Below are 24,053 nucleotides of genomic sequence, written 5' to 3' on the forward strand. Positions count from 1 at the left end.
ATGACGACCTCCAGACGCTCCGCCCTCAAGGCCCTGCTGGCCGCCCCCGCCGCCGGCGTGCTTGCCGGCCAAGCCCAGGCCGCGACGACCCAGGCCACGACGGCCCAGGCTGGGCCGCCCCAGGCTGGGCCGGCCGGCGCGCCGGTCTTCCCCGCGCCCAACACCGCCCCGCCCATTCATCAGGCCAGCGAGGCGCCGCCGCCCTGGCCGACCTGGGAGGGGCCGGTTCCGACCGACTGGATCGACCCCAAGACCGGCCATCGCATTGTGCGCCTGTCCGGGGACGAGGGCGGGAGCAAGCTCTACTTCTACCGCAACAGCTTCACACCCGAGGGGGATGTTCTGCTCTTCTCCTCGCCCCAGGGCATCATCAAGGTCGAGCTCGACAACGGCTTTCGACGATCTGTGCTGGTGGCCGACCCGGACGCAGACCTGATGGTCACGGGCCGCAGGACGCGGACCGCCTACTACACTGTCTCTGATGCCGGCGAAGGCCAGCCGACCGATCGGCCGCGCACCCTGTTCGCCGTCGATATCGACACGGGCCGCACACGACGTCTGGCCCGGATCGAACAGGGCCAGTTCAGTTCGATCAACGCCGACGAGACCCTGGTGGTCGGGACGGTGGCCTATGGCGACGCGCCGCTCCAGCCCGACGCCGCCGATCCGCGCAATCGCCGCGCAGGACAGGCCGAGTACGCCGCCGTCGGCCCCGACGGCCGCCCGCTGAACTTCGCCAAGGCCAAGGGCGTGCGGATGCTTCAGCGCTGGGCCGCGCGCGTGCCGATGGAGTTGTTCGTCATTGATCTGCGGACCGGCGAACGCCGCGTCGTCCATGCGGCCAGAGACTGGCTGAACCATCCGCAGTTCTCGCCCACCGACCCTGAGCGCATCATCTTCTCGCACGAAGGGCCCTGGCACCGGGTCGATCGCATGTGGACGATCAAGACGAACGGCGCGGACCTGCGCAAACTGCACCAGCGGACGATGAATTTCGAAATCTTCGGCCACGAGTGGTTCAGTCCTGACGGACGCCAGGTCCTGTACGATCTGCAGACGCCGCGGGGTCAGGTCTTCTGGGTGGCGTCCGTGGACCTGGAAACCGGAAAGCGCGTCTATCGCCGGCTGGAGCAGAACAGCTGGTCGGTGCACTTCAACAGCTCGCCCGACGGGAGCTTCTTCGCCGGCGACGGCGGCGACGCAGACATGGTCGCCCATGCGCCGGACGGCAAATGGCTGGTGCTTCTGCGCCCCGAACCGGTGGTCGATCATGACCCCGAAAGCGATCAGGACGACCTGATCTCGGTCGAATATCTGCGGACCGAGCGGCTGGTGGACATGGGCCGTCACGATTATCGGCTGGAGCCCAACGTCACCTTCACGCCGGACGGACGGTGGGTGCTGTTCGTCTCCAACATGCACGGTCGCAATCACGTCTATGCGGCCTCTGTCGCCCGAAACTGAGAGGGCGCAAGCCGGTCTTGCCCGGCTAACTCCGCCACGTATTGCAAAATACGAGAAGCTGTTGCACAAAACGGTACGTTGCGCGTCCGATCATGTGCGACGCCATACCAAGAAATGACACCGGTGCCACAGACGCCGGATGGGGAGAGAACAGGATGCAACGGATCAACCTCCGCAATTCGTGCGCCGTCGGCGTATCCCTGGCGGCGCTGTCTTTGGCCCTGCCGGCCGGGGCGCAAACGGCGCCGCAGGAGCCCGTGCCGACAGGGGTCGCCGACCAGCCCGCAGCCCAGGTCGAGGACATTGTCGTCACCGGCTTCCGCTCCAGCCTTCAGCAGGCGCTGAACATCAAGCGCAGCGAGGCCGGCGCCGTGGACGCCATCCTGGCCGAGGACATCGCCGATTTTCCGGATCAGAACCTGGCCGAAGCCATTCAGCGCCTGCCCGGCGTGACCATCGACCGGGTGAACGGCCAGGGCACGACCATTTCGGTCCGGGGCCTGAGCTCGGACTTCACCCGCACCCGCATCAACGGCCTGGAAGCCCAGGCGGCGTCCGGCGGCAGTCGCAACCGCAGCTTCGACTTCTCCATGTTCGCCTCGGAGCTGTTCAACAGCATCAAGGTCCGCAAGACTCAGTCGGCTGAGATCGAAGAAGGCTCCCTGGGCGCCACGGTCGATCTGCAGACCGGCCGGCCGATGGACTTCGGCGGCAGCGGCCTCAACTCGGCCCTGTCGGTCCAGGGCTCCTATAACGACCTGTCCGAAAAGACGGTGCCGCGCCTGGCCGGTCTGTTGAGTTGGACCAATGAAGACCGCACCTTCGGCGCCCTGATCTCAGCCGCCTATTCCGAGCGGTCGCCCATCCTGGAAAGCTTCAACACCACCCGCTGGCAGCGGGGCGACGCGAGCCGGCCCTACGGCGTGGGTCAGAACCTCGGCGGCTGCATCCCTTGCACCACGGCGGCCCAACGCACCGAGGTGCTGAACGCCTTTTATCCGCGCATTCCGCGCTACACCTTCGGCAACACCCAGGAGGACCGCCTGGGCGTGACCGCCGCCCTTCAATGGCGGCCCAGCGCCCGCACCGAGGTGGCGCTGGACCTTTTGTGGTCGCGCCTGAACTCCGAACTCGAAAGCCCGAACCTGGAGGCCTGGTCTTTCAGCCGCGCGGCGGTGAACAGCGTCGTCGTGCGCGACTATGCGATCGACGCCTCCAAGAACGCTTTCTCCTACGGCGTGTTCGACAATGTCCTGGTGCGGTCGGAAAACGGCTTCACGCGAAATGAAAGCACCTTCGCCCAGGCCTCGCTGAACGTCCGCCACGACTTCACCGACCAGTTCCGCGGCAATCTGAAGCTGGGCGCCAACAAGTCGGAGGCTCGCACCCCGCTGAACGTCGCCTACGCCTTCGAGCAGTCGGATGTGGACGGCTACACCATCGACTTCCGAGGCGACGACCGTCTGCCGCTGATCAACTACGGCTTCGACACCACCTCGGGCGAAGACTTCACCCTGATCCAGGCGACCCGCAGCACCAGCGGCGGCGACTTCGACAACCAGGTCGCGGCCGGCGCGCTGGAATACGACTGGTCCGACGCGGTCACCTTCAAATTCGGGGGCGAATACCGCACCTATGGTTTCAGCAACTTCGGTGTTTCGCGGGCCAACACCGCGACCGTCGGCGCGGACCGTCTGACCGGGGTCGACTCCATCGGCAAGGTCGTCAGCATCGACGGCAAGATCGGCGTGCCGGCGGGCTCCAGCCTCAACTTCATCGTGCCTGACATCGGCAAGATCGCCGATTTCCTGAGCGTCTATGACGACCCATTGACCCCCAACCGCAGCGAGCGGGAAGTGGACGAAACCGATCAGGGCGTCTTCGTTCAGACCGACTTCAACACCCAGTTGGGCGCCGTCACGGTGCGGGGCAACGTCGGCGTCCGCTACGCCCGGACCGAGGTCGAATCCAAGGGCTGGCAGACCATCACCACCCCGGCCGGTCCGACCTATGAATACGTCACCGCCAACAATGACTATGACGACGTGCTGCCGTCGTTCAACCTGGCGATCGAGCCGCGCGAAGACTTGGTGATCCGGCTGGGCGCGGCCAAGGTGATGTCGCGGCCTTCGCTGGGCGATCTGACCCCCGGCGGCGGCGTTTCGCCCACCACCCGCACCGTCTCCTACGGCAATCCGCTGCTCGATCCATTCCGCGCCACCAACTACGACATGTCGGTCGAGTGGTACTTCCAGAACGAGGGCCTGCTGGCCGCCGCCGTCTTCTACAAGGACATCGACAGCTTCATCACCTCGGTGACGGAATCGATCGTGTGGAGCGACCTGGGCCTGCCGGACGAACTGCTGCAGGGGGCGGCGCGCCCGACGGACGTCTTCCAGGTCACGCGCAAGCTGAACGGCCAGGGCGGCACGCTGCACGGGCTGGAGATTCAGTATCAGCAGCCGTTCACCTTCCTGCCTGGCTTCTGGTCGAATTTCGGCTTCATCGGCAACTTCACCTATGTGGACTCCGAGGTCGACTACGGCGCCGCCGGCAAGAACCGCCTTACGGGCCAGTCCAAGAATACGGTCAACGCCACCCTCTATTACGAGAAGGGCCCCTTCCAGGCGCGCACCTCGGCCGCCTATCGCAGCAGCTATCTGATGTCCTTCCCAGGCAGCAACGGCAACTCCGAGGAAGGCATGAACGACACGGTCTATCTGGACGCCTCGATGTCCTACGACATCACGCCCAACCTGACCTTCTCCCTGGAAGGGATCAACCTGACCGACGAATACAACGATCGCTATGTCGATGTGGCGGACCGCGTGTCCGACTACCGTCACACCGGCCGAGAGATCGCCGTGGGATTGCGCTGGAAGTACTGACCTTCCCTCTCTGACCTCTTCAGCGCAATTGACTGGGCCCGGAGCGCAATGCTCCGGGCCCTTTTTTGTCGCCTGGCCTGACGGTGGGAAGCTGGGTTCAGGCCCTGTCACTCAGACCCGCGACGCGCGCCGAATCCGTCACACGCGGCGCCTTGCCGTCTAGGGTGTCGATGTTGCAGTCGACGAAGCGCCAGCCCTGGGCGTTGGCGATGGTCCCGGCGTCGTGGACGTCCCAGTCCAGGCGCTCGAACAGGAAGTCCTTCAGCGGCGCCTCGGGATAGGCGGCGGCCTCGAATCCAACCTTGCCCCCCGCGGCCTTGATGTCGGACAGGCGGACGTCGTGGATGCGCGGCACGCCTCGGTCGCGGGGCACCGGCGTCGCCAGCGCCCGCCAATAGTCCGGGACGTCCGCGACGCCAGGCGGAATCCGAGCGTAGCTGTAGTTGGGGTACCAGTTCAGGTTGACCCGGAACAGGGTGCGCACGTCCTGCAGATGGATGTCGCGCAGGCGGATGTTGGAGATGACGCCGCCGCGCGTGTGGCCCGATTTGAAGAAGATCCCCAGCGGCACCGGATATTCGATCCTGAGGCCCGAGACCTCGATGTCCTCGAACCCGCCGGAGGTTTCGCTGCCGAAGGTCATGCCGGCCAAGGCGTCGCGCACGACACAGTCCTTCACCCGCACCTGACGGCAGGGCCGGGCCACGCGCAGCCCGTCCCAGTCGCGCCCGGCCTTGATGCACAGGGCGTCGTCATTGACGGCGATGTCGCACCGCTCGACCAGCACGCGTTCCGAGGAATCGATGTCCACCCCGTCGGTGGACGGGCCGCGCCCGCCGATGTTGTTGCGGATGATCAGGTCCGAGACGGTGACGTCGCGCGAGTAGCAGACGTGGACGGTCCAGAAGCCCGACCGCGCCAGATTGAGGCCCGAGACCTCCGCCTGATCCGCCTCATAAAGATGGATCAGACGCGGGCGGCGGCAGTCATAGTCGGCGGCCCAGCGCAGATCACGCGGATCATAGTCGCGCCGCATCGCCCAATAGCTGTCCCAAAAGACCTGGCCGTCGCCGTCCACCAGCCCCTCGCCGGTGATCTTCGCATTCTGCTGACGATAGATGTTGAGCAGCGCGGCCGGCCAATCCATCTCGATCCCCGCCACGCGGGTCCGGATCATCGGATAGGCTGAGATGTCCTTGAGGCCCCGGATCGTCGCCCCCCGCCCGATCATCAGGGTCACGCCCGACTTCACGAACAGCGAACCCGACAGGTAGAGGCCGGGCCTGATCACCACCGTGCCGCCGCCCTCGGCCGCCGCAGCGTCGATGGCCGCCTGGATCGGGCGCGTATTGATCGTCTGGCCGTCTCCGACGGCGCCGAAGTCCGCCGCATCATGAATTTGTCCGCCTTGCGCTCGGGCGACGGCGGGCAGAAGGGCGGGCGCGGCCGAGGTCAGGACGCCGGTCAGGCCGAGGTGAAGAAGGGATCGACGATTCATGGCGGGCCTTTTCGCACTCTGCAGAGGGAGGAAACGGGCGCGGCCATTTGACCGCAGAAAGCCGCTTCCCATATTCTGCTCTTCCGTCTCACGATAGCGGACGGTATGGTCCTGGCAAGCCGAAGCGGCGCGTGCCGCCGTGCGCCGCACAGGAAGGACCCCGGTTACCACGCGCGCCAGCGCAAACGACAACGAAGAGAGCGACGCCTTCACGCGCCGCCGGAGGAAAGCCAATGCCCCTGCCCTCGCGCACCCGTCTGGCGCTGACGACCGCCCTGACCGCCGGCCTGACCACCGCCCTCGTCCTCACCGGCCCGGCTCTGGCCCAGACGGCGTCCCAAACCCCGCCCCCGGCCCCGGCCCCGGCCGCGTCTGAGGCCATCGCCTCGAGCGCAGCCGCACTGCCGCCCGGCGTCGAGGCGGACTGGCTGAGCCCGCGGCCCCGGCCGACCCTCTATACGGAAGCCGCCGGCCTGCCCTCCCGCCGCGATACGATGGCGGCGGTGGACTATGTCGCCTCGTCCCAGATCGCCGCCATGGCCGCCGAGCCGATCGCTCTGTCGACCGGCAGCAATCTGACGCAGATGTCGTCCAACTGGGTGGCTGCGACCTTCTATGTGGGGGCGGCGCGCCTGGCGCGGGTGACGGAAGATCCGAAGACGCTGCGGTTCCTCAGCGCCGTCGCCGACCACTATAATTACAGCCTGCGCGGGGCCCGGTCCGGCAAGACCCTGCTGAACGCCGACGACATCGCCATCGGCGATCTGTACGAAGAGCTTTACGCGCGACGCGGCCAGGAAGGCGTTCTGATGCCTCTGCGTCAGAGGCTGGACTGGCAGGTTCCCCATCTGGCGCGGACGGAGGAGACGCCCGCCCTGGTCTGGTGGTGGGCCGACGCCCTCTATATGGCGCCGCCGGTTCTGGCGCGCATGTCGGCCATCACAGGCGACCCCAAATATCTGAACGCCGCCGACAAGGAGTGGCGGCGCACGGCCGATCGGCTTTGGGTCCCAGAGGAGCGCCTGTTCCTGCGCGACGAACGGTTCAAGGACCAGGACCACCGCGACGCCGACGGCGACCGCATCTATTGGTCGCGGGCCAACGGCTGGGTCATGGGCGGGTTGGCGCGCTGGCTGGAATCGGTCCCCGCCGACCTGCCGAGCCGCCCCTTCTACGTCGATCTGTTTCAGGCGATGGCGGGACGGATCGCCGAGCTGCAGCAGGACGACGGGCTTTGGCGCGCCAGCCTTCTGGACCCGGCGGCCTATCCGGAGGCTGAAACCTCCGGCTCGGTCTTCTACGTCTACGCCCTGGCCTGGGGCGTCAATCACGGCCTGCTGGACCGAGAGGCCTATCTGCCCCACGTGCTGAAGGGCTGGGCCACACTGAACCGTCATGTCCTGCCCAGCGGCCTGTTGGGCGCCGCCCAGAAGACAGGCGACCAGCCGGTCTCGACGGCGGCGGACGACACCGGCCTCTACGCCACCGGAACCTACATCCTGGCAGGGCTGGAGATCGCTGATCTGAACGGACCGGCCCAGTCCCTGCCCGAGCCGGAGCCCGCGCGAGACACCGCTGAGGTGATCGCCGCCACCACGCCGACGCCGCCCGCTCCGGTCACCGTGAGGGGACCGGAAGAGACCCGCCGCCGCGAGGCCGAGATGCGGGCCACCGCCGCCCTGTCCTATGATCCCGCCGTCCTGGGCCGCCCCTCGACGATCGCGCCGCTGGCCCCGCCGCCTGCGGATCTGCAGACGCCGCGCGCCGTCGCACGCTTCGCGCCCGATCGGCTGGACGATCTGTTGTGGGAGAACGACCGGGTCGCGCATCGCATCTATGGTCCCGCCCTGGAGGGGCGTGAACCGCCGTCCGGGTCGGGGATCGACGTCTGGGCCAAGCGGGTCCGCTATCCCTTCATGGACCGCCAGCTGAAGTTCCCGAACTACCACGTCGATCGGGGTGAAGGGCTGGACTATTACGACGTCGGCCGCGGCCGCGGCGCGGGGGGTCTGGGCGTCTGGTACGACAACAAGCTGTGGACCAGCCGCAACTTCTCCACCCACGCCATCACCCGCACCGGCGGCGATGAGGCCCGGTTCAACGTGACCTACCGCCCCTGGCCGGTCGATGTGGTCCGCAACGTCTGGGAAACGCGGGAGTTCAGCCTGCCGCTGGGGTCGAACTTCACCCGGATGACCTCGACGCTGAACTCGAACTCCGACGCCCCGCTGATCGTCGGCATCGGCATCTCAAAGCGACGGAACGCCAACGGCGCCGGCTTCGTCACCCGCGACGCCGCAAACGGGCGGATCATGTTCTGGGAGCCGGAAGATCCCGAGCACGGCAGCCTGGGCATAGCCGTCGTCGCCGACCCGTCGATGGTCGAAGGCTTCGCCGAGGATGCGGACAACTATCTGATGCTGGTGCGGGTCACGCCGGGCCGGCCCTTCGTCTATTATATGGGCTCGGCCTGGTCCCGCGGCCTCGACTTCCCCGACCGCCGGTCATGGGAGGCCTTCGTCGCCGACCAGGCCTTCGACTTCCGTCCGGCGCCCTGAACGCGGCCGATCCCACCCCCGAACCGAGGCAGAGCGACATGTACGACAAGATGTACGACAAGGTTTATCAGGCCACTCATCCGGACATGGTGGACGGCGCCACCAATGAGCAGCTGCGCGACCGCTATCTGGTGTCCGGCCTGTTCCAGCCCGGCCGGATCAGCCTCAACTATTCGCATCATGAGCGGCTGATCATCGGCGGCGCCGTGCCGACCGACGCGCCGCTGGCTCTGCCCCGCCACTCAGAGCCGGCCTCCCTGGCCGGCAAGCCGTTCCTGCACGCCCGTGAACTGGGCGTCGTCAACATCGGGGGCGCAGGCTCGGCGATCATCGACGACGAGACCGTGCGACTGGGCTTCCGCGACGGCCTCTATGTGCCGATGGGCGCCGCCGAGGTGATCCTCGCCTCCGATGACGCGGCTGATCCGGCGCGGTTCTATCTGGTCTCAACCCCCGCCCACGCCCGCTACGACCTGGTCAGGATCCCCATCGAGGCGGCGACGCCGCTGGAGATGGGCGCGCTGGAGACCTCCAACGAACGCACGATCTACCAGTATATCGTGCCGGGCAAGGTCAAGTCGTGCCAACTGCTGCTCGGCGTTACGGTGCTGAAGACCGGTTCGGTGTGGAACACCATGCCGCCCCATCTGCATGACCGCCGATCGGAGGCCTATCTCTATTTCGGCCTGAGCGAAACAGACCGAGTGTTCCACTTCATGGGCCAGCCCGACAAGACGCGCCACATCATCGTCCAGGACGGCGAAGCGGTGATCAGCCCGCCGTGGTCCATCCACATGGGCGCAGGCACCTCCAACTACACCTTCATCTGGGGCATGGGCGGCGAGAACCTGGACTATGCCGATATGGACAAGCTGGATCTCTGCCAGCTGAAGTAGCCGCCTGGTTGGCGTCTCCGCAGGCGGCCCTGCGACCTTGTTCGGCTGACGCGCCATTGAGGCCCCGCCGCAGGTCGCAGGCTTACTGGGCGGCGATCATCCGATGGGGTCGCAGACGTTAGGCGTCGGCGGCAGGGGCAGAGGGTTCATGTGGGACGGACGCGCATAGCTGAGGCCATAGCCGCGGGCGAACTGCACCACTTCGCCCTCATGCTCCCCGGTGCTGCAAGCCGATCCCGGCCAAGCGAAGGACAGACGACCGGTGAAGTCATAGGGCCCGCCGGACAGGACGTCGGCCAGCCCCGCCCCCTCCGTGCCCGGCAGGAAGGCGGCGACGAAGGCGTCGGACAGGTTGATCAGGTCGTTCACATAGGCGGGACGGCCCGAATAGAGCACCGACACCACTGGAACCCCCTTGCCCGAGACGGCGTGCAACAGGGCCAGGTCGTTCGGGCGGCGATGGCTGTACTGGACGGGCGCCGGGAAGCGTACGTCGCCATGGTACTCGGCATAGGGCGTCTCGCCCAGGACGACCACCACCTTGGCGAACCGGGTCACGTCCACCCCGACCGCGTCGCGGGAATAGACGATGTTCTCGGCGCCGAACTGGGCCGTCAGGGCCTGCAACAGGGTGGCGCCGGTGGCGAAGTCGGCATTTGTGTTTTCTGTCCCCTGCCAGGTCAGGGACCAGCCGCCGGTCTGGTTGGACAGGCTGTCGGCGCTGTCGCCCACGACCAGGATCTTCTCGCCCGGGACCAGAGGCAGGGCGGACTCGTTATTCTTCAGAAGGACGACCGACTTGCGCACCGCCTCGCGCGCCAGGTCTGCGGCGGCGACGGCCTCCGCCCGGCCGTTGTAGCGGCTTTCCGACGGCGCGTGCTCGAACAGGCCCGACCGCATCTTGACCCGCAGGATCCGCGTCACGGCGTCGTCGATGCGCGACATTGGAATGCGCCCCGCTTCCACGTCAGCGATGGTGTTGCCGATGAAGGCCTTCCAGTCTTCGGGGACCATGACCATGTCGATGCCGGCGTTGATCGCCTGGGCGCATTCGGCCTTGGCGCAGCCGGGCACCTGTTCGATCCCGTTCCAGTCAGACACCACCAGGCCGTCGAAGCCCAGCCGGTCCTTCAGCACATCGGTCAGCATCTCGCGGCTGCCGTGCATCTTGCCGTAGTCGTGGCCGGCGGCGACGTCGTCCCAACTGCTGTAGGAGGCCATGACCGTCTGCACGCCCGCCTCTATGGCCGAATAATAGCCGGCGGCGTGGCGATTGATCATTTCCGCGCGGGTGGCGCGGGTCTCGCCCTGGTCCTGACCGTTATAGGTGCCGCCGTCGCCCATATAGTGTTTGGCCGTGGCGACCACGTCGCCGTCGCCGGTCAGGTCGCCCTGAAGCCCGCGGACCAGGGCCTCGCCATATTCGGCGACCTGCTGAGGATCGCTGGAATAGCTCTCATAGGTGCGGCCCCAACGGCGGTTCTCGCCGACCGCCAGGGTGGGGGCGAAGACCCAGGTGATGCCGGTGGCGCGCACCTGGCGCGCGGTGGCGCGGCCGATCCGCTCGATCAGATCGGAGTCGTGGGCGGCGCCCAGGCCGATATTGTGGGGGAAAAGCGTGGCGCCGGAGACGTTGTTGTGGCCGTGCACCGCGTCCGTACCCCAGATAAGCGGGATCTTCACCGCCATGTCGGTGGCGAGGGCGGCGTCGTGATAGCGGTCCGACAGGGCCGCCCATTCGGCGACGGTCGCGTGCTTGTTCATGGCGGGCCAGGCGCCGCCGCCGTTCAGCACCGAGCCGATGTAATACTGGGTCACCTCTTCGGGCGAGATGTAGCGGACGTCCGGCTGGGTCATCTGACCGATCTTCTGCGCCAGGGTCATGCTCGCCACGATCCGGGCGATCCGCGCCTCCATGGCGGCGTCGGGCGCACGGGCCGGCGTCAGAGTCGGCCAGTCCGTGAAACTTTGCGCGGCGGCGCTCTGATCGGCGACGGCGCTCATCGGCGCAAGGGCGCATCCGGCCAGCAACAGCAGGGATAGAAGCTTGGTCTTGCGAAGGGTCATGCGCCGTTTCTCGATGCTACAGAGGCCGAATGAGCGAATAGAGAGGGCGGGACGGCCAAGCCGCCCCGCCCAGGATCCAGGGCCGTGGGAGGGGCGCCCTAGAACCGGTAGTTGACGCCGAACAGGAACTGGCGACCGTACTCCTCGTAGGTCTCAGGCAGGGCCCCGCCGTCTGCTGTCGTCGTGCCGCCGCTGTCCAGACCCAGGCGGGTCCGATAGGGCGAGTTGGTCAGGTTGTTGACCTGGAACAGGACGCCCAGTCCCTCCAGAGGGCCTTCCTCGAAGGTGTAGCCGATCTGGGCATCGATCTGCTCGTCGTCCAGGATTTCGGTGTAGCCGCGCGTCGCGAACAGCTGCACCACCTCGCCCTTGAAGGCTTCGCGGAACCGCTTGCTGATCCGCGCCTGGAAGCCGCCGCGTTCGTAGTAGGCGGTGACGTTGTAGACCGTGCCGGACAGGCCGGGGATGCGAACCGTCTGTCCATCCGGAGCCGGATTCAGATCCGACTCCGTGAAGGAGATGCTGCCCAACAAGCCCAGTCCATCCAGCGGCGCCCACACCGTACCGAAGTTCAAGGCGCCGCTGACCTCAAGCCCCTGAACCGTTCCACCATTGCCGTTGGCCGGCAGGCTGATCTGTCCGATCGGGCTGATGTTCACACCCGCCGGAATAGAGGACGCCGTCGACGGCAGGGGTATGCCGGTGAAGTCGAAGGTGCCGTTCTGGACATAGATGTAGGTCTCCAGATCCTTGTAGAATCCGGCGATCGACAGATAGGTGGTGGCGTCGACGTACCATTCATAGGCTAGGTCGAAGGCGTTCGCTCGCCAGGGCTCCAGGTTCGGATTGCCGCCCGAGGCGGACCAGGGATTGACGGTCGAACCCGGCGGACAGGTCTGGCCCGTGCAGACCAGGGCGTTGAAGCCGGGCGTCACATTGGCCCGCATCTCGTCCATGCGCGGCCGCGCCATGGTGCGTGACGCAGCGAAACGGAGACGATGCCCGCCGCCCAGATCATAGATCAGGTTCAGGCTCGGCAGGATGTCCAGATAGTCCGCCCCCTTGGTGACGGAAATCGGCGTGATCGGCGCGCCGGGCTCGGTGCCGTTGATCACGACGCCGGTCGATTCCTGGTTCTGGACGACGGCCTGCATGCCGACATTGCCGCTCCAGCGACCACCCATGAAGTCCAGCTTCACGAAGGCCGTGGTGACCTGTTCTTCGATATCCCAGTTCTTGTCGAAATAGTTGGCGTCGAGGATCGGCGCGCGATCGTAGTACACGTCAAGCGCGCGGCTCAGATCGACGGCCAGGACATTGCCGAAACCGGCCCAGTCCAGCGACACCGGCGTTTCCAGATACTGAGCGTCAACATAGACCTGCTGCCGGCCATTCTTCAGGAACAGGTCATAATCATCGACCCTCTTGGACTTCTCGCGCTTGGCGTAGTTTACGCCGGCCGTGAAGGTGTTGAAGAAGCCCTCCATGTCGCGCTCGATCTTCAGATCGGCGGACTGGATGGTCTCCTCGACGTCGGGGAAGCGAATGGCGCCGTCGTGGCCCCAGCCGCCCCAAGGCGCCCGGTCACCCAGCGACACCTGCGAGGCGTCCGCATAGTCCAGACCTTCGGCATAGGTCGGATAGCCGTCGTCGTTCACCGTGAAGTCAATGACGTCCAGGGTGCGGCCGACGTTCGGCGTCGATGGCGTCACGCCGCCCGTCCCCCGTCCATAGCCGGCGTAGGTTTCCAGAATGGTCTCGCGGCGACGATTGTTCGAATAGGACAGGTCGGCGACGAGGCGGGTCCGGTCGTTCAGCTCGTACTGGGTGTTGAAGCCGACCGAGAAAATCTCGTCTTCGCGGGTGTTGCGGTCGTTGCGGATGATGGGAACGGCGTTGTGGATCGTGCCGCTGCGGCCGAACGACGAGCCGCCGCGATCCTCGGTCACGACCCCCGTAAAATAGGCGTCGTCAGCCCAGGCGTTCGAAAACCACTGCGCGCCCCGCGTGGTCTCTTCCTGCTCGAATTTCGAATAGTAGAGATCGAGGATCGAATGGACCCGCTCGTTCGGACGCCATTCGACAATGCCGATGACCGCGTCGCGCTGATTCAGGCGTGACGTCGAGAAGATTTCCTGTCCGTTCAGCAGCAGGGCCGTGTCGGCGCTGTCCGGTTGGACGGAATCGACAGTGCAGGTCGATCCGGGCGCGCTGGGTTCGCAGACCCCGCCGAACGACTCATAACCATAGGCCTTGTAGTGTTTGTTCTGCGACGGGGAATCCAGGTGGGCGTATCCGAGCGCAATGCCAAGCGTCCCGTCCGCCAGCTGGTCGATATAGCTGACCGAGAAACGTCCGCCATAGTTGCGGATATCATCGTTGAGGGCGTCGCCTTCGGTCATCTCGCCGCGAAGGTTGACCGCCACGGCGCGGTCGCCGAACGTCAATGGCCGCACGGTCCGCAGATCGGCCGTGCCGGACAGCCCCATGCCCGAGACCTCGGCGTCCGGCGTCTTATAGATGACGACGCCGGACAGCAGTTCGGACGGGTATTGGTCGAATTCCACCGCCCGGTTGTCGCCCGAACTGGCCTGTTGACGCCCGTTCAGCAGGGTGGTGGTGAAATCCGGCGCCAGGCCCCGAATCGAAATCACCTGGGCGCGGCCGTTGACGCGCTGAGCCGCCAACCCAGGCAGACGGGCGATGGATTCCGCGATGGAGACATCGGGCAGCTTGCCGATATCCTCCGCCGAGACCGCTTCGACGATCGAAGTTTCCCGCCGTTTGATGGAAATCGAATCCGCCAGTCCTCGCCGAAGACCGGTGACGACGATCTCCTCGACCTCCGTCGGAGCGGCGTCGGCGCCCGACGGCGGCGTCTGGGTTTGGGCGACGGCGACCGTCGGCAGGACGGAAGCCAGCGCCAAGGCCGAAGCCGTGACGCGGAGGCGACGGCGACCCTGGTTTGAACGAATGGAACTGCCCCCAGCGAATGCGCTGCGCATTTGATCTCCCCTCACGTTTCCTCGGCGCAGCGCCCCTTGGGCCTGCGTCCTTCTTTGTTGGCGCTTATTGGAAGCGCTTCCAACACGCTACCACCTTTTGCATTTTTGACAAGATAGGCCTTAGCGCGGGCTGCTCCATACGTAGGTGGCGGCGCTGGAGGCCGGCAGGAGGACCTGGGCCCGCCGGCCCGCTTCGCCGACATCGAAGCGCGCCTCAACGTCCGCCGGATTCAGGACCACCAGCACCCGTCGCCCATCCGGATTGACGAAACCGACCGCCTCAAGCCCCTCCGGTTTCGCCACCGCCACGCGCCTCGCGCCTTGGCGTACAAATCGGCTGGCGTGCCCAAAGGCGTAGTATTCTTGGTTCTTCTGAACGGCGCCGGTTCGGCTGTCTATCGTCACCACGCCGCGGCAGTCACTGCATCCGCCCGCGTGCGGACCATGGTTTTCGTCCAGGGCGATGTTCCACATCAGAACGCCGCGCGCATGGTTTTCCACTGCGCCGATGATCAGGCTCTTCATGGTCCAGACGAAGCTGTCCTTGAAGGCGGGGGCCCACTCGCCGCCGGAGCATTCCGTGAAGAAGACGTCCTTGTCGGGATAGGCGTCGAACACTTTCGACTGGGCCGAGACGTCGCCTGCATAGCAATGCCAGGCGACGCCGGAGACATAGGCCCGGGCCTCAGGGTCGGCCAATACGCCCAAGGGCTGCTCCGGCTTGTCCCAGTTGTGATCCCAGTCGAGGATCTTCGTCTCCACCCCCGACCGCTCCAGTCGGGGTCCCAAGTCCCGCCCGATGAACGTCGCGCGCCCCTGTGGTCCCCACCGCATGCCGGGATAGGAGTCGGGCTCGAAGTCAGGCTCGTTCTGAATGCTGATATAGTGGGTCGGCACGCCCTCTGCCGCAGCCTCTGCAATATAGCGCGTCAGATACTCGGCATAGGTCGAATAGTATTGGGGCTTCAACTCTCCCTGGATCAAGGAGCCCGTCGTCTTCATCCAGCCCGGCGCGCTCCACGGCGTGGCCATGATCTTGAGCTGAGGATTGATCGCCAGGGCCTGGCGAACCGTGGGGAACACCTCCGCAGCCATGGGGGCGACCGAAAACCCCGCCAGCGAGGGATCGGCTTGATCTGCGAGGCTGTAGTGGCTCAGTGAGAAGTCGGACGCGCCGATCGTCACGCGCGTGAAGTCGAATCCCAGCCCGCCGTCCGCCCGGCCGAACAAGTCTCGCATCAGGGCGTCGCGTTGAGCGGGCGTCATCCGGCTCTGGATAAGATGCGCCGAGGCATCCGTTATGGCGGCGCCGAAGCCGACCATGGTTTGAAGCGGCGTCTGCGGGTCAAGAAGCACCGCCTGGCCCGTCGCCTGGACAGCCGCCCGCCTCATCATCAGCGGTTCGTGTTGCATGAGGCGGGACTGGTCCCCGGTCGTGATCCAGCCGCCATCCGGCGCCGAGGCGCATCCTGCCGCGCCTGAAGCAGCCAAAAACAAGGCGCAAATCGCGGCCGTGTGAGCTTTCATGCCTTCCTCCCTGCAGACGTCTGACGCGCCCGTCGATTTATTGGAAGCGCTTCCATAATGACGGTGCGGCTGCGCGCGTCAAGGCCTCCTGCCTTCTATCCCGCCCGGCTTCCCACCGACTCCCGCGCGACCACGGCGTGCGGCAGAGTGCGGAAGGTCCAATCGCCGGCGTCTCTTCCTGCGATCCGACCCGAGAGCAGCCGGACCGCCTCTCCGCCCATCTCCTTCAGCGGTTGGTGCACCGTCGTGAGCGGCGGCCAGACGATGCCCGAGACGGGCGTGTCGTCAAAGCCGGAAATCGACAGATCACCCGGCACCTGAAGGCCGCGCGCATGGGCCACCGACAGGGCGCCTGCGGCCATATCGTCATTGGCGCAGATCAGAGCGGTGGGGCGAGGGCTGAGCGAAAGGAGGCGCGAAGCGATTAGCCCGCCCGATCGAAAGGTGAAGTCGCCCGGCTCCACCACCAAGGCCGCCTCATCCAGCCCCGCTTCTCGCATCGCGCGCCTTACGCCGTCCAAACGGCTCTTGGCGGACAGATGGCCCGGTATCCCACTGAGATAAGCGAGCCGTCGATGCCCCAGATCGATCAGATGGCGGGCGATGTCCCGTCCTCCCGCCTCGTCGTCGATGCCGACGGCGTCGATCAGCCCCCGTCCGTCGCCGCCGGGCGACACGGCGGCTAGATGAACGCCTCTGGTCCTGAGTTGCCGGATCAGATCGACGTTGTCGCAAAAGGGCGGCGTCAAGATCACCCCCTGGCACCTCTGACTGGTCGCGATCTCCAACAACTGCTGGACCGCCGCAGGATCGTCCTGCGGCACGTGGCGGGTGATCAGTTGAAAGCCCGCCAGCAGGCATTCCCGTATCGCGCCAAGCTCCAGCGCAGAGGCGTAGAAGGAGTTGGGCTCCGCATCCAGGTCCGAGGCCAGGATCAGGGCCAGAACGCCGCTGGCGCCGCCGGCCAGCGACCGCGCCTGAGGATTGACGCGGTAGTCCAGGGCCTTCACCGCCTCCAGCACCTTGCGTCGCACCGGATCGCGAACATTCGGGCCGCCGTTGAGAACGCGCGACACCGTGGTCCGCGCAACGCCCGACAGCCGCGCCACATCATCGATTGTGGGCTTCTTGGGCGCCCGCCCATGCTCCGGTGTCCGCATCCTGTCTGGATGGCTCATGGCGGCGCTGACTGCAAGGCCGCCCGCAGCGATCGAGCGCGCCAAGCCAGCGTTGAGTCCAGACCGGACTTGCGTCCAGGACCGTCGAGCGGGTTCGCTCGAGAACAAACCTCACTTCAGCTGCTGGGACGCTGGGCGTTTGGGTCCGGGATGGGGGGGCGCGGGCTTGGGGTTTCAGGCAGCAAAAAGCCGCTAGATCGTTGATCCAGCGGCTTGATTGTTTGGGTGCGGGAGCACGCACTGGCCGAGGTAGTATATTGGGCATGATCGATGTCCCTGCCTGACCGCAGGTGCCCCGCTCTGTCATTCCGCTTCGTCTCGAAGGCGCCAGCAGCGGTCATTGGCTGGGAGCCGGAGGTCTGACAGGCGAGGGATCGATCCTGCGGTCAGTCTTCCCCATCGCAGCCCTCTAGCTAGGCGGGCCGCCTAGGATAATCGACGCACCGAGCGGGGGGCGTAGCGCAAGCTGCAAGGCTGACGAAGAGGTGCTGTCAGTCTAACGCTAACTTGTCTCCACTGAGGATGGCCGTAAAGGCTGATCGGGGGACGATCTTCGATGAAGCCGCTGTCGTTCAAGCGCCACCGCTTTCCGGCGGATGTGATCCGCCATGCGGTGTGGCTGTATTTCCGCTTCAGCCTGAGCCTGCGAGACGTCGAGGAGTTGCTGGCCCAGCGCGGCGTCGACGTCAGTTACGAAACGATCCGATGCTGGACGAAGAAGTTCGGCCCGCCGATCGCGAGGCGGCTGAAGACGCGCCGGCCGGCGGGTGCTGTCAGTCTAACGCTAACTTGTCTCCACTGAGGATGGCCGTAAATGGCTGATCGGGGGGACGGATTTCATGAAACCGTTGTCGTTCAAGCGCCACCGCTTTCCGGCGGACATGATCCGTCATGCGGTGTGGCTGTATTTCCGCTTCAACCTGAGCCTGCGGGATGTCGAGGAGCTGCTGGCTCAGCGCGGCGTCGACGTCAGCTACGAAACCGTCCGCTGCTGGACCAAGAAGTTCGGACCGCTGATCGCTAAACGGCTGAAGACGCGCCGGCCGGCGCCATCGCCACGCTGGCATCTGGATGAGATGGTCTGCTGGATCGGCGGACGGCGAATGTATCTCTGGCGCGCGGTCGATGACGAAGGCGAGGTCCTCGACCTCGTGGTCCAGCGGCGTAGGGACACGGAGGCGGCCTTGAAGCTGCTTCGGCGTCTGTTGCGACGCCAGCCCGTGGAGCCGGAGAAGATCACGACGGACGGCCTGGCCTCATATGGCGCCGCCCTTCGAGAACTTGCCTTAACCCACGTTCACCGCCCAGGGCGCCTCCGCGAGAACAACCGGGTCGAGAACTCGCACCTGCCGATCCGACGACGAGAACGCCAGCAACAGGGCTTCAAGTCCCAGGCTTCCGCCCAGCGCTTCCTCACCACCCACGCCGCGATCTACAACACCTTCCACGTCCAGCGTCATCTGATCAGCCGCCCTACCCTGCGCCGCTTCCGCGCCGATGCGGATGCCGCTTGGGCAGAGGCGACCGCCTAGATGGCGCGGGTTGGGCGAGTTGCGACCTGCGGCGGTTAACCTGACAGCACCGCCAAGCCTGTCTGACAATGCCGGCGCCCCGGAGCGACCCGAGTGATCTCAGCCCGAATGATGCTTCAGTCTCCAACCGAACCCACAAAGTCCTCATAGGAAATCTGCCCCGAAGCCATTTGACTAAATTGGGAAAGCCAGTGCGGATCAACTCCTTCAATCTGGCTGACCTCCGAAACGGCTCGACTTCGATCCATTTGGCTAAGGCAGTCTGCACCTATCAAGCGAGCGATGCCATCCAAGGCCGCCAACCCTACGAACCGTTCAATCGGCAACCAGCGTTTCGCAGCTTCGACCAGTCCGATTGAAAGCGATGGCGTGGGTCTCACCAACCCAAACGCGATTATAGCACGCCAAGCAATTTCTTCATCTTCGCTTTCGATGAGCGCGGGCACCTCTTCGTATACTTCTGGCGGCAGAGTCAGCTTTCTGTCATCTCCAGACAATTGATACAAAGCTGCCAACACCCGCGCTCTGTCACCCGAAGTTAGCTCAGATTTATAGTCGGTTGTCATTCGAGCGCTCTTCTCATTTCCCTCAAAGCCCTCTGCGCGGCGTCACGCGATGCTTGTGCTGCGGCAGCTTGCTCGGGACTCAATCGACCACCTGCAAGAGCTTCATCGAGACGTGCGGTAGCATTCTCCAGTCCGCGCACGCTATTTCTCATCTCTGTTACGTGATCGAAACCAGTACTCTGACCGCGCCGCTCTCTCATCACGCCCAGAAAGTCATCACGGCGAGCATTGTTTCGAATAATATTCTGCACGCGATCCATCGCACTCGTGACGCGTTGGAAGCGACTTCCAAACTCAACTCCCACTCGCGCTGCGACAGCTCTGGCGAGCGGGGACTGGAGTGCTCGATGTGCGGCACCCGCTGCCCGGATCATCCCCCCCTCGACCGGAACCAGGAGCGATCCTGCCTCAGCAAGATTACCCAGAAAACGAACGATGCCTCGCTGCGTTCTCTGATCTTCCGCTGAAATTGCCCGCGAACCGCACTGGCTAGGACCATACATACATCCGGCCTCTTCCCCCGTCGGATCGGTGTGGTTCACCGGATCGTTTGCGACATACGCATAGAGATTGACCTGATCCTCATACCCGATCGGATCAGTCTGGAGGAACCGGCCGAGGGTCGGGGAGTAGATGCGGGCCTTGTAGTGGTACATGGCCAGTTCCGGCAGCCAGGCCTGGCCGGTGTACTGGAACCGGCCGGTGTTGCCCGCGCCGGGGATGCCATACTCGTCATAGGTGTTGACGCCGATGACGGCGTCGGCCGCGTTGGTCCGAGCGACGATCGAGCCCTGGTGATCGGCGTAGAGGGATTGGCGCGTTCCCAGGCCAGCGCCCTCGTACCAGACCAGGGGCGTATCGGAGCCGTCGGCGTGGACGTAGCGGCGCAGCATGTTGCCCGAGGCTTCATACTCCGCCGTCAGCTTGTCGCCGTCGTAGAGGTAGCGGGTGACGCCCTGGCTGTTGCTGGAGCTCTGGAACAGACGCCCCAGGGGGTCCCAGACCAGAGACGCGCCGTTCGGCCCGGCGATCAGCCGGTTCTCCACGTCATAGACATAGGTCCCGCCCTGGCCGTCCGAGGTCAGATTGCCGTTGGCGTCATAGGTGAAGCTGGCTGGGCCGGCCGAGACGTACTGGTTCAGCCCGTTGACCGCATAGTTGCGGGTGACGTTGACGTGATCGGTGAAGCGATAGGCGGCGTTCGACACCGACCGGCTGGTCACCTGGCTGGCCGGGTTGTAGCCGAAGGTCGTAGAGACGTCGTAGGTCGCGCCCGAGAAGTCGTGCGAAAGGCTCGTCAGGCGCCCCACGCCATCATAGCCCCAAGCCGTGATGGTCGGACCTGCGGCCCCGCCACGTGCGACCTGGCGGCCCAAGGCGTCATAACTCAGCCAAGCGACGTTCCAGCTGGTTGCGCCGTTTTCCCCGATCCGCATGATCCGGCCCAGGCCGTCGCGGCCGTACTCGAAAGTCACTCCGTCAGGATGGGTGATCCGGGTGCGCGCGCCGTTCAGGTCGTACTGATGGCTGAAGGTTCGGGTCACCCCGCCCATGTTCAGGCTGGAGGCGGTCATTCGCCCCAGACCGTCCCAGCTGTTGGTCACCCCCTCCCCGGTCGGACTGTCGAACCGGGCGTAGAGCTGCAGCCCCCGCAGGTCATAGCCGTAGTAGACGTCGCGCGTCGCCGAGGCCGGAAGGCCCCCGCCGTCCGGTATGATCTTGGACGTCATCCGGTTCAGGGCGTCATAGGTGTAGCTGATCACCCGACCGTCGCGCTTCCTCAGCGAGGTGCGGTTGCCGTTCGGATCATAGCCGTAGGCTTCGTAGTCCGTCGTGCTGACCTCGCCTGGGGTGGTGGTCGAGGGGAAGTACCAGGCCGCCTGACGATCGAAGCCGTCATAGGTCATCGACGCCTTGTTGCCGTTGGCGTCCGTCACCGAGGTCTGTTTGCCGTTCGGCGAATAGGTGTAGGCCGCATAGACCTGCTCCAGCGGCGTGCCCACCGCCCGGCGGACCTGCAGCAGCTGACCGGCCGCGTCATAGACCCTCCGCTCGATCCGATCCGGCCCCTGGCCGCCTTCCGTTCCCAGCGTACAGGCCGAGGCCGGCAGGCTTCCAAACGCCGCCGGGTTCATCCGAACCGCCGTACAGGTCGGGCGGCCGGCCGCGTCGTAGGCGTACTGCTGAACCGACGAGACGGTCTCGGCCTTCACGCTCGTGCTGGCCGCGCCAACAATGCTCACCGAGACCGCAAATGCTGCAAGGAACAAGGACGGGGAGCGGATCATGGCTGCACCTCCTCCACCTTCATCAAACGACCCGTGAGTGAGTCGTAAGTCAGCCTCTTGTAGCGGTCCAAGACGAAGTCGGAGGCGTCGGTGGTCTGAGCAGTTCCGATCTCAACACGGATCGGCTTGCCGTCCAGATTATAGACGTTCCGTTCGACCATTCGAGGCAGAGGACCGGCGCCGTCGGGATCAGGCGATATCGTGGCTACGAGTTCTCGATAGGCATTGTAAACAAAGTAGGTCGTGTCTGCGGCACCCGGCAGGGGGCCGTCTGCCGCCACCACATTGCCGACCGCATCGTAGGTGGTGCCGGTAGTGACCGGACCGATAGAGTTGTCGCCGACAGTCGTCGTCTCCGTGATTGGAAGAAGATTGTTGTTATAAGTGTAGCTCTTGATCGTTTCATCAGCCGAACCGGCGCAGCTGGGCTGCGTCCGACACTGCGACACGGAGGTCAGCTTCCAGATCGGTCGCCCCGTCGGGACCAGTTGCCCCGAAGCATTGAGTATCCGCGCCTCAAGCTGCTGATAGCCGTAACGGGTCTGCGGCCGAACCCCATCTGACCCGGCAGGCCCTGTGACTGTCTCCACCATACCGCTAGGACCGTGATAGGTGTAATCTGTTCGCGCGCCCCTCGCATCAATCGTGTAAATCGGCTTGTTGCAGACCTTTATAGTTACTTCAGAGCAGTCGGCGGGATACGCCGCCTGGAAGGTCACGCGCGCCGCGCCTCCACCCGGCTTGGGTGTCTCCGTCACCTTCGACAAATTATTGCGCACATACTCATAATCAGACCGGTTTCCCTCCGGATAGATTGCGCTGAGTATCTCCCCGGTCTCTTTATCGGCATAATTTTCATAAGACGTGCCTGGCCAAACTCTGACTTGGTACTTCGTCACTCGACCTAGCGCGTCCGTAACCTCTAACGATCCTGGTTGCCCCTTGACTTTAAACACACCGCCTTCTGGTCCCGTAGAAATAGACTCAGTAATCCGACATTGGGGATAGCCCCATGGAAAGGACCCGCCGTCCCATTCAAATGTGTATTCGTAATTCCAGACACCTATCTGATTGCTAATGCTTTTAGTGCGAAGCGCGAACATCCCCCCACAGTATGACGACTGATCTGAACCGGTATGGCTCGGCGACGTCGCGCCAATGAGTTCTCGTCTAAGATCGATTCGCACGCCTTCAACGCTCGTGATGTGGATGTCTTCTTTTTCCACAATAGCGCTGTTTCCATAGGCAACAGCTGTCTCCACTACGGCGTTTGACCTCGCCCCAAAATTAAGTCCGCTGCACGCCACCAGACCTGCCGAACAGTAATGCTCACTTAGATTGAGAAAAGAGCTGCCATTGGCGGGCTCAAACTCCATTCGGTAGCCCATCGTAGAAGTGACACCCCGCGCATCATAATCGAGGGCGCTTCCGTCGGGCCACGTTATAGTTTTTAGAAATGCATATTCTCCGGGCGCGCTGTCAGACCACCCTGGCGGCAATCCTGTCACTTTTAGAAACCTCCAAAAGGCTCCATCAGAGCGACGAACATCGATGTAAATATCGTCCTCAGAAACCAATGACCCGTCGGTTAGAACACGAGGTGCAAAGGGGTTGTGCGGGTCGGGCATGTAGACGAACGTTTCATGACCGAGCGTATAAATATCGACCAATCCACCTCGGCATTTCGTCTCGCCACCGACCGGATCGTAGCGCTGATCACAACCGCGCTCGACTTTAGAATATAGTGGTGTACCACTGCTGGACCAACGATTTATTGCTCCTACCGTAATGCTAAGTACGGGTGCGTCTTTGGGCCCAATTCCCCAGTGCGCCCCTCTCGCTTGATACTGTCCAGACCGTAGGTCCACGCCCACCTCATCAACAGTGGTTACGCGCGGCGCTTCAGGCAATTTTGAAAAATCCTGTGCAGCGGCGGAGGGAACGGACAGGGTAATAGGTCCGATCGTCACGGTTACAGCAGCAACGAACGCTCTGAGCCACGCCAAAACACTCTTATCGGTCGACCAAATTCTCCGAGAGAGTAGGTCTCCGCGCCAAAGATGCCAAAATTTCACTTTTACCCCCAATCTCGTTGCCGCCCCGCGCAGTTCAATGCTCGGCCACCATCTGCGTCTACCAGCCTTCGTCGGCACTGCGCCTCACTGCTCCACGTCGATGCCGCCGTAGCCTTCAACATTCAGGTAGAACTGACCCCATGGGGAATAGCTGACTGTACCGTTTGCATCGGTCACGCGGATTCTGAACTGGCCGGAGCTGGAGATGGTGGTGGTGGAAGAGATCCGGACGTAGGCCGTTGTTCCGCTGACACTGGTGGTAGGCGTCGTACCCGAGACATTTTGCAGTTCCACCGTAGCCGTCCAGGAGCCCGATGCGCCGTTGACGGTGAAGGTCGTCGAACCATTAGCCGTCGCTGGTCGATAGGGACGGACCACTCCTGCGGAGCTGCTGATATTGGCATTGCCCAGCGTGACGCTTGCGCCGTAACCCCAGTTGTTATCGGCGTCGAGGACGCCGCTTTGGTAGTGGTGGTCGATAAAGGCGCCGGTCGTGGCGTTGTAGACCTGA

Annotated in this window: 14 protein-coding genes and 1 pseudogene; 6 read left to right on the plus strand and 9 right to left on the minus strand. The window is 64.5% G+C overall.

Going from position 1 to position 24,053, the window contains the following annotated elements; genetic code table 11:
* Together AC1RKE_RS13155 and AC1RKE_RS13160 are read left to right on the plus strand one after the other, a co-directional pair.
* The gene (locus AC1RKE_RS13155; RefSeq protein WP_348683048.1) at positions 1-1,464 is read left to right on the plus strand and encodes an oligogalacturonate lyase family protein; all 1,464 of its coding nucleotides are present in this window, start codon (positions 1-3) and stop codon (positions 1,462-1,464) included.
* Positions 1,465-1,619: 155 nt separating this feature from the next.
* On the plus strand, positions 1,620-4,352 hold the full coding sequence (locus tag AC1RKE_RS13160; protein WP_348683046.1) for a TonB-dependent receptor: 2,733 nt from the start codon (positions 1,620-1,622) through the stop codon (positions 4,350-4,352).
* Positions 4,353-4,449: 97 nt separating this feature from the next.
* On the opposite strand, the gene AC1RKE_RS13165 is transcribed toward AC1RKE_RS13160, so the two are convergent.
* Positions 4,450-5,850: a glycoside hydrolase family 28 protein gene (locus AC1RKE_RS13165; RefSeq protein WP_348683045.1), complete on the minus strand. Its 1,401-nt coding sequence runs from the start codon at positions 5,848-5,850 to the stop codon at positions 4,450-4,452.
* A gap of 233 nt (positions 5,851-6,083) precedes the next feature.
* Between AC1RKE_RS13165 and AC1RKE_RS13170 the strand changes: the two genes are divergently transcribed.
* Complete coding sequence (locus AC1RKE_RS13170) at positions 6,084-8,408, plus strand: glycoside hydrolase family 88 protein (protein ID WP_348683043.1); 2,325 nt, start codon at positions 6,084-6,086, stop codon at positions 8,406-8,408.
* Between the two features lie 50 nt (positions 8,409-8,458).
* A complete protein-coding gene (kduI, locus tag AC1RKE_RS13175; protein ID WP_348683067.1) occupies positions 8,459-9,304 on the plus strand; it encodes a 5-dehydro-4-deoxy-D-glucuronate isomerase in 846 nt (281 codons plus the stop codon).
* Between the two features lie 96 nt (positions 9,305-9,400).
* Here kduI and AC1RKE_RS13180 read toward each other — a convergent pair whose 3' ends face one another.
* From AC1RKE_RS13180 to AC1RKE_RS13195, 4 genes are all read right to left on the minus strand, one after another.
* Positions 9,401-11,371, minus strand: a complete 1,971-nt coding sequence (locus tag AC1RKE_RS13180; protein ID WP_395942183.1) for a glycoside hydrolase family 3 protein — start codon at positions 11,369-11,371, stop codon at positions 9,401-9,403.
* 98 nt (positions 11,372-11,469) lie between these two features.
* Positions 11,470-14,298: a TonB-dependent receptor gene (locus AC1RKE_RS13185; protein ID WP_395942184.1), complete on the minus strand. Its 2,829-nt coding sequence runs from the start codon at positions 14,296-14,298 to the stop codon at positions 11,470-11,472.
* A gap of 198 nt (positions 14,299-14,496) precedes the next feature.
* Positions 14,497-15,789 (minus strand): glycoside hydrolase family 30 protein, encoded by a 1,293-nt coding sequence (locus AC1RKE_RS13190; protein ID WP_231681422.1) that lies wholly within the window; start codon positions 15,787-15,789, stop codon positions 14,497-14,499.
* A 209-nt stretch (positions 15,790-15,998) separates the two neighbouring features.
* Positions 15,999-17,081, minus strand: coding sequence for a LacI family DNA-binding transcriptional regulator (locus AC1RKE_RS13195; protein WP_305487878.1), 1,083 nt, complete (start codon positions 17,079-17,081; stop codon positions 15,999-16,001).
* Between the two features lie 556 nt (positions 17,082-17,637).
* On the opposite strand from AC1RKE_RS13195, the pseudogene AC1RKE_RS13200 reads away from it, so the two are divergent.
* Positions 17,638-17,844, plus strand: a pseudogene (locus AC1RKE_RS13200) (IS6 family transposase); the annotation flags it as partial.
* Between the two features lie 76 nt (positions 17,845-17,920).
* Entirely contained in the window at positions 17,921-18,613 is a 693-nt protein-coding gene (locus tag AC1RKE_RS13205) for an IS6 family transposase (protein WP_305487875.1), read from the plus strand.
* A gap of 116 nt (positions 18,614-18,729) precedes the next feature.
* Here the strand turns inward: AC1RKE_RS13205 and AC1RKE_RS13210 are convergent, their stop codons facing one another.
* The 4 genes from AC1RKE_RS13210 to AC1RKE_RS13225 form a co-directional block, all read right to left on the minus strand.
* Positions 18,730-19,179 (minus strand): hypothetical protein, encoded by a 450-nt coding sequence (locus AC1RKE_RS13210; protein ID WP_305487873.1) that lies wholly within the window; start codon positions 19,177-19,179, stop codon positions 18,730-18,732.
* Complete coding sequence (locus AC1RKE_RS13215) at positions 19,176-21,422, minus strand: RHS repeat domain-containing protein (protein WP_395942185.1); 2,247 nt, start codon at positions 21,420-21,422, stop codon at positions 19,176-19,178. The genes AC1RKE_RS13210 and AC1RKE_RS13215 overlap by 4 nt, the downstream gene beginning before the upstream one ends.
* A 41-nt stretch (positions 21,423-21,463) precedes the next feature.
* Complete coding sequence (locus AC1RKE_RS13220) at positions 21,464-23,137, minus strand: hypothetical protein (protein ID WP_492897231.1); 1,674 nt, start codon at positions 23,135-23,137, stop codon at positions 21,464-21,466.
* A gap of 489 nt (positions 23,138-23,626) precedes the next feature.
* Positions 23,627-24,053: hypothetical protein (locus tag AC1RKE_RS13225; protein ID WP_492897233.1), on the minus strand; the 427-nt coding region annotated here is incomplete at its 5' end.

Source organism: Brevundimonas sp. GW822-FHT03E11 (genome assembly GCF_058801445.1).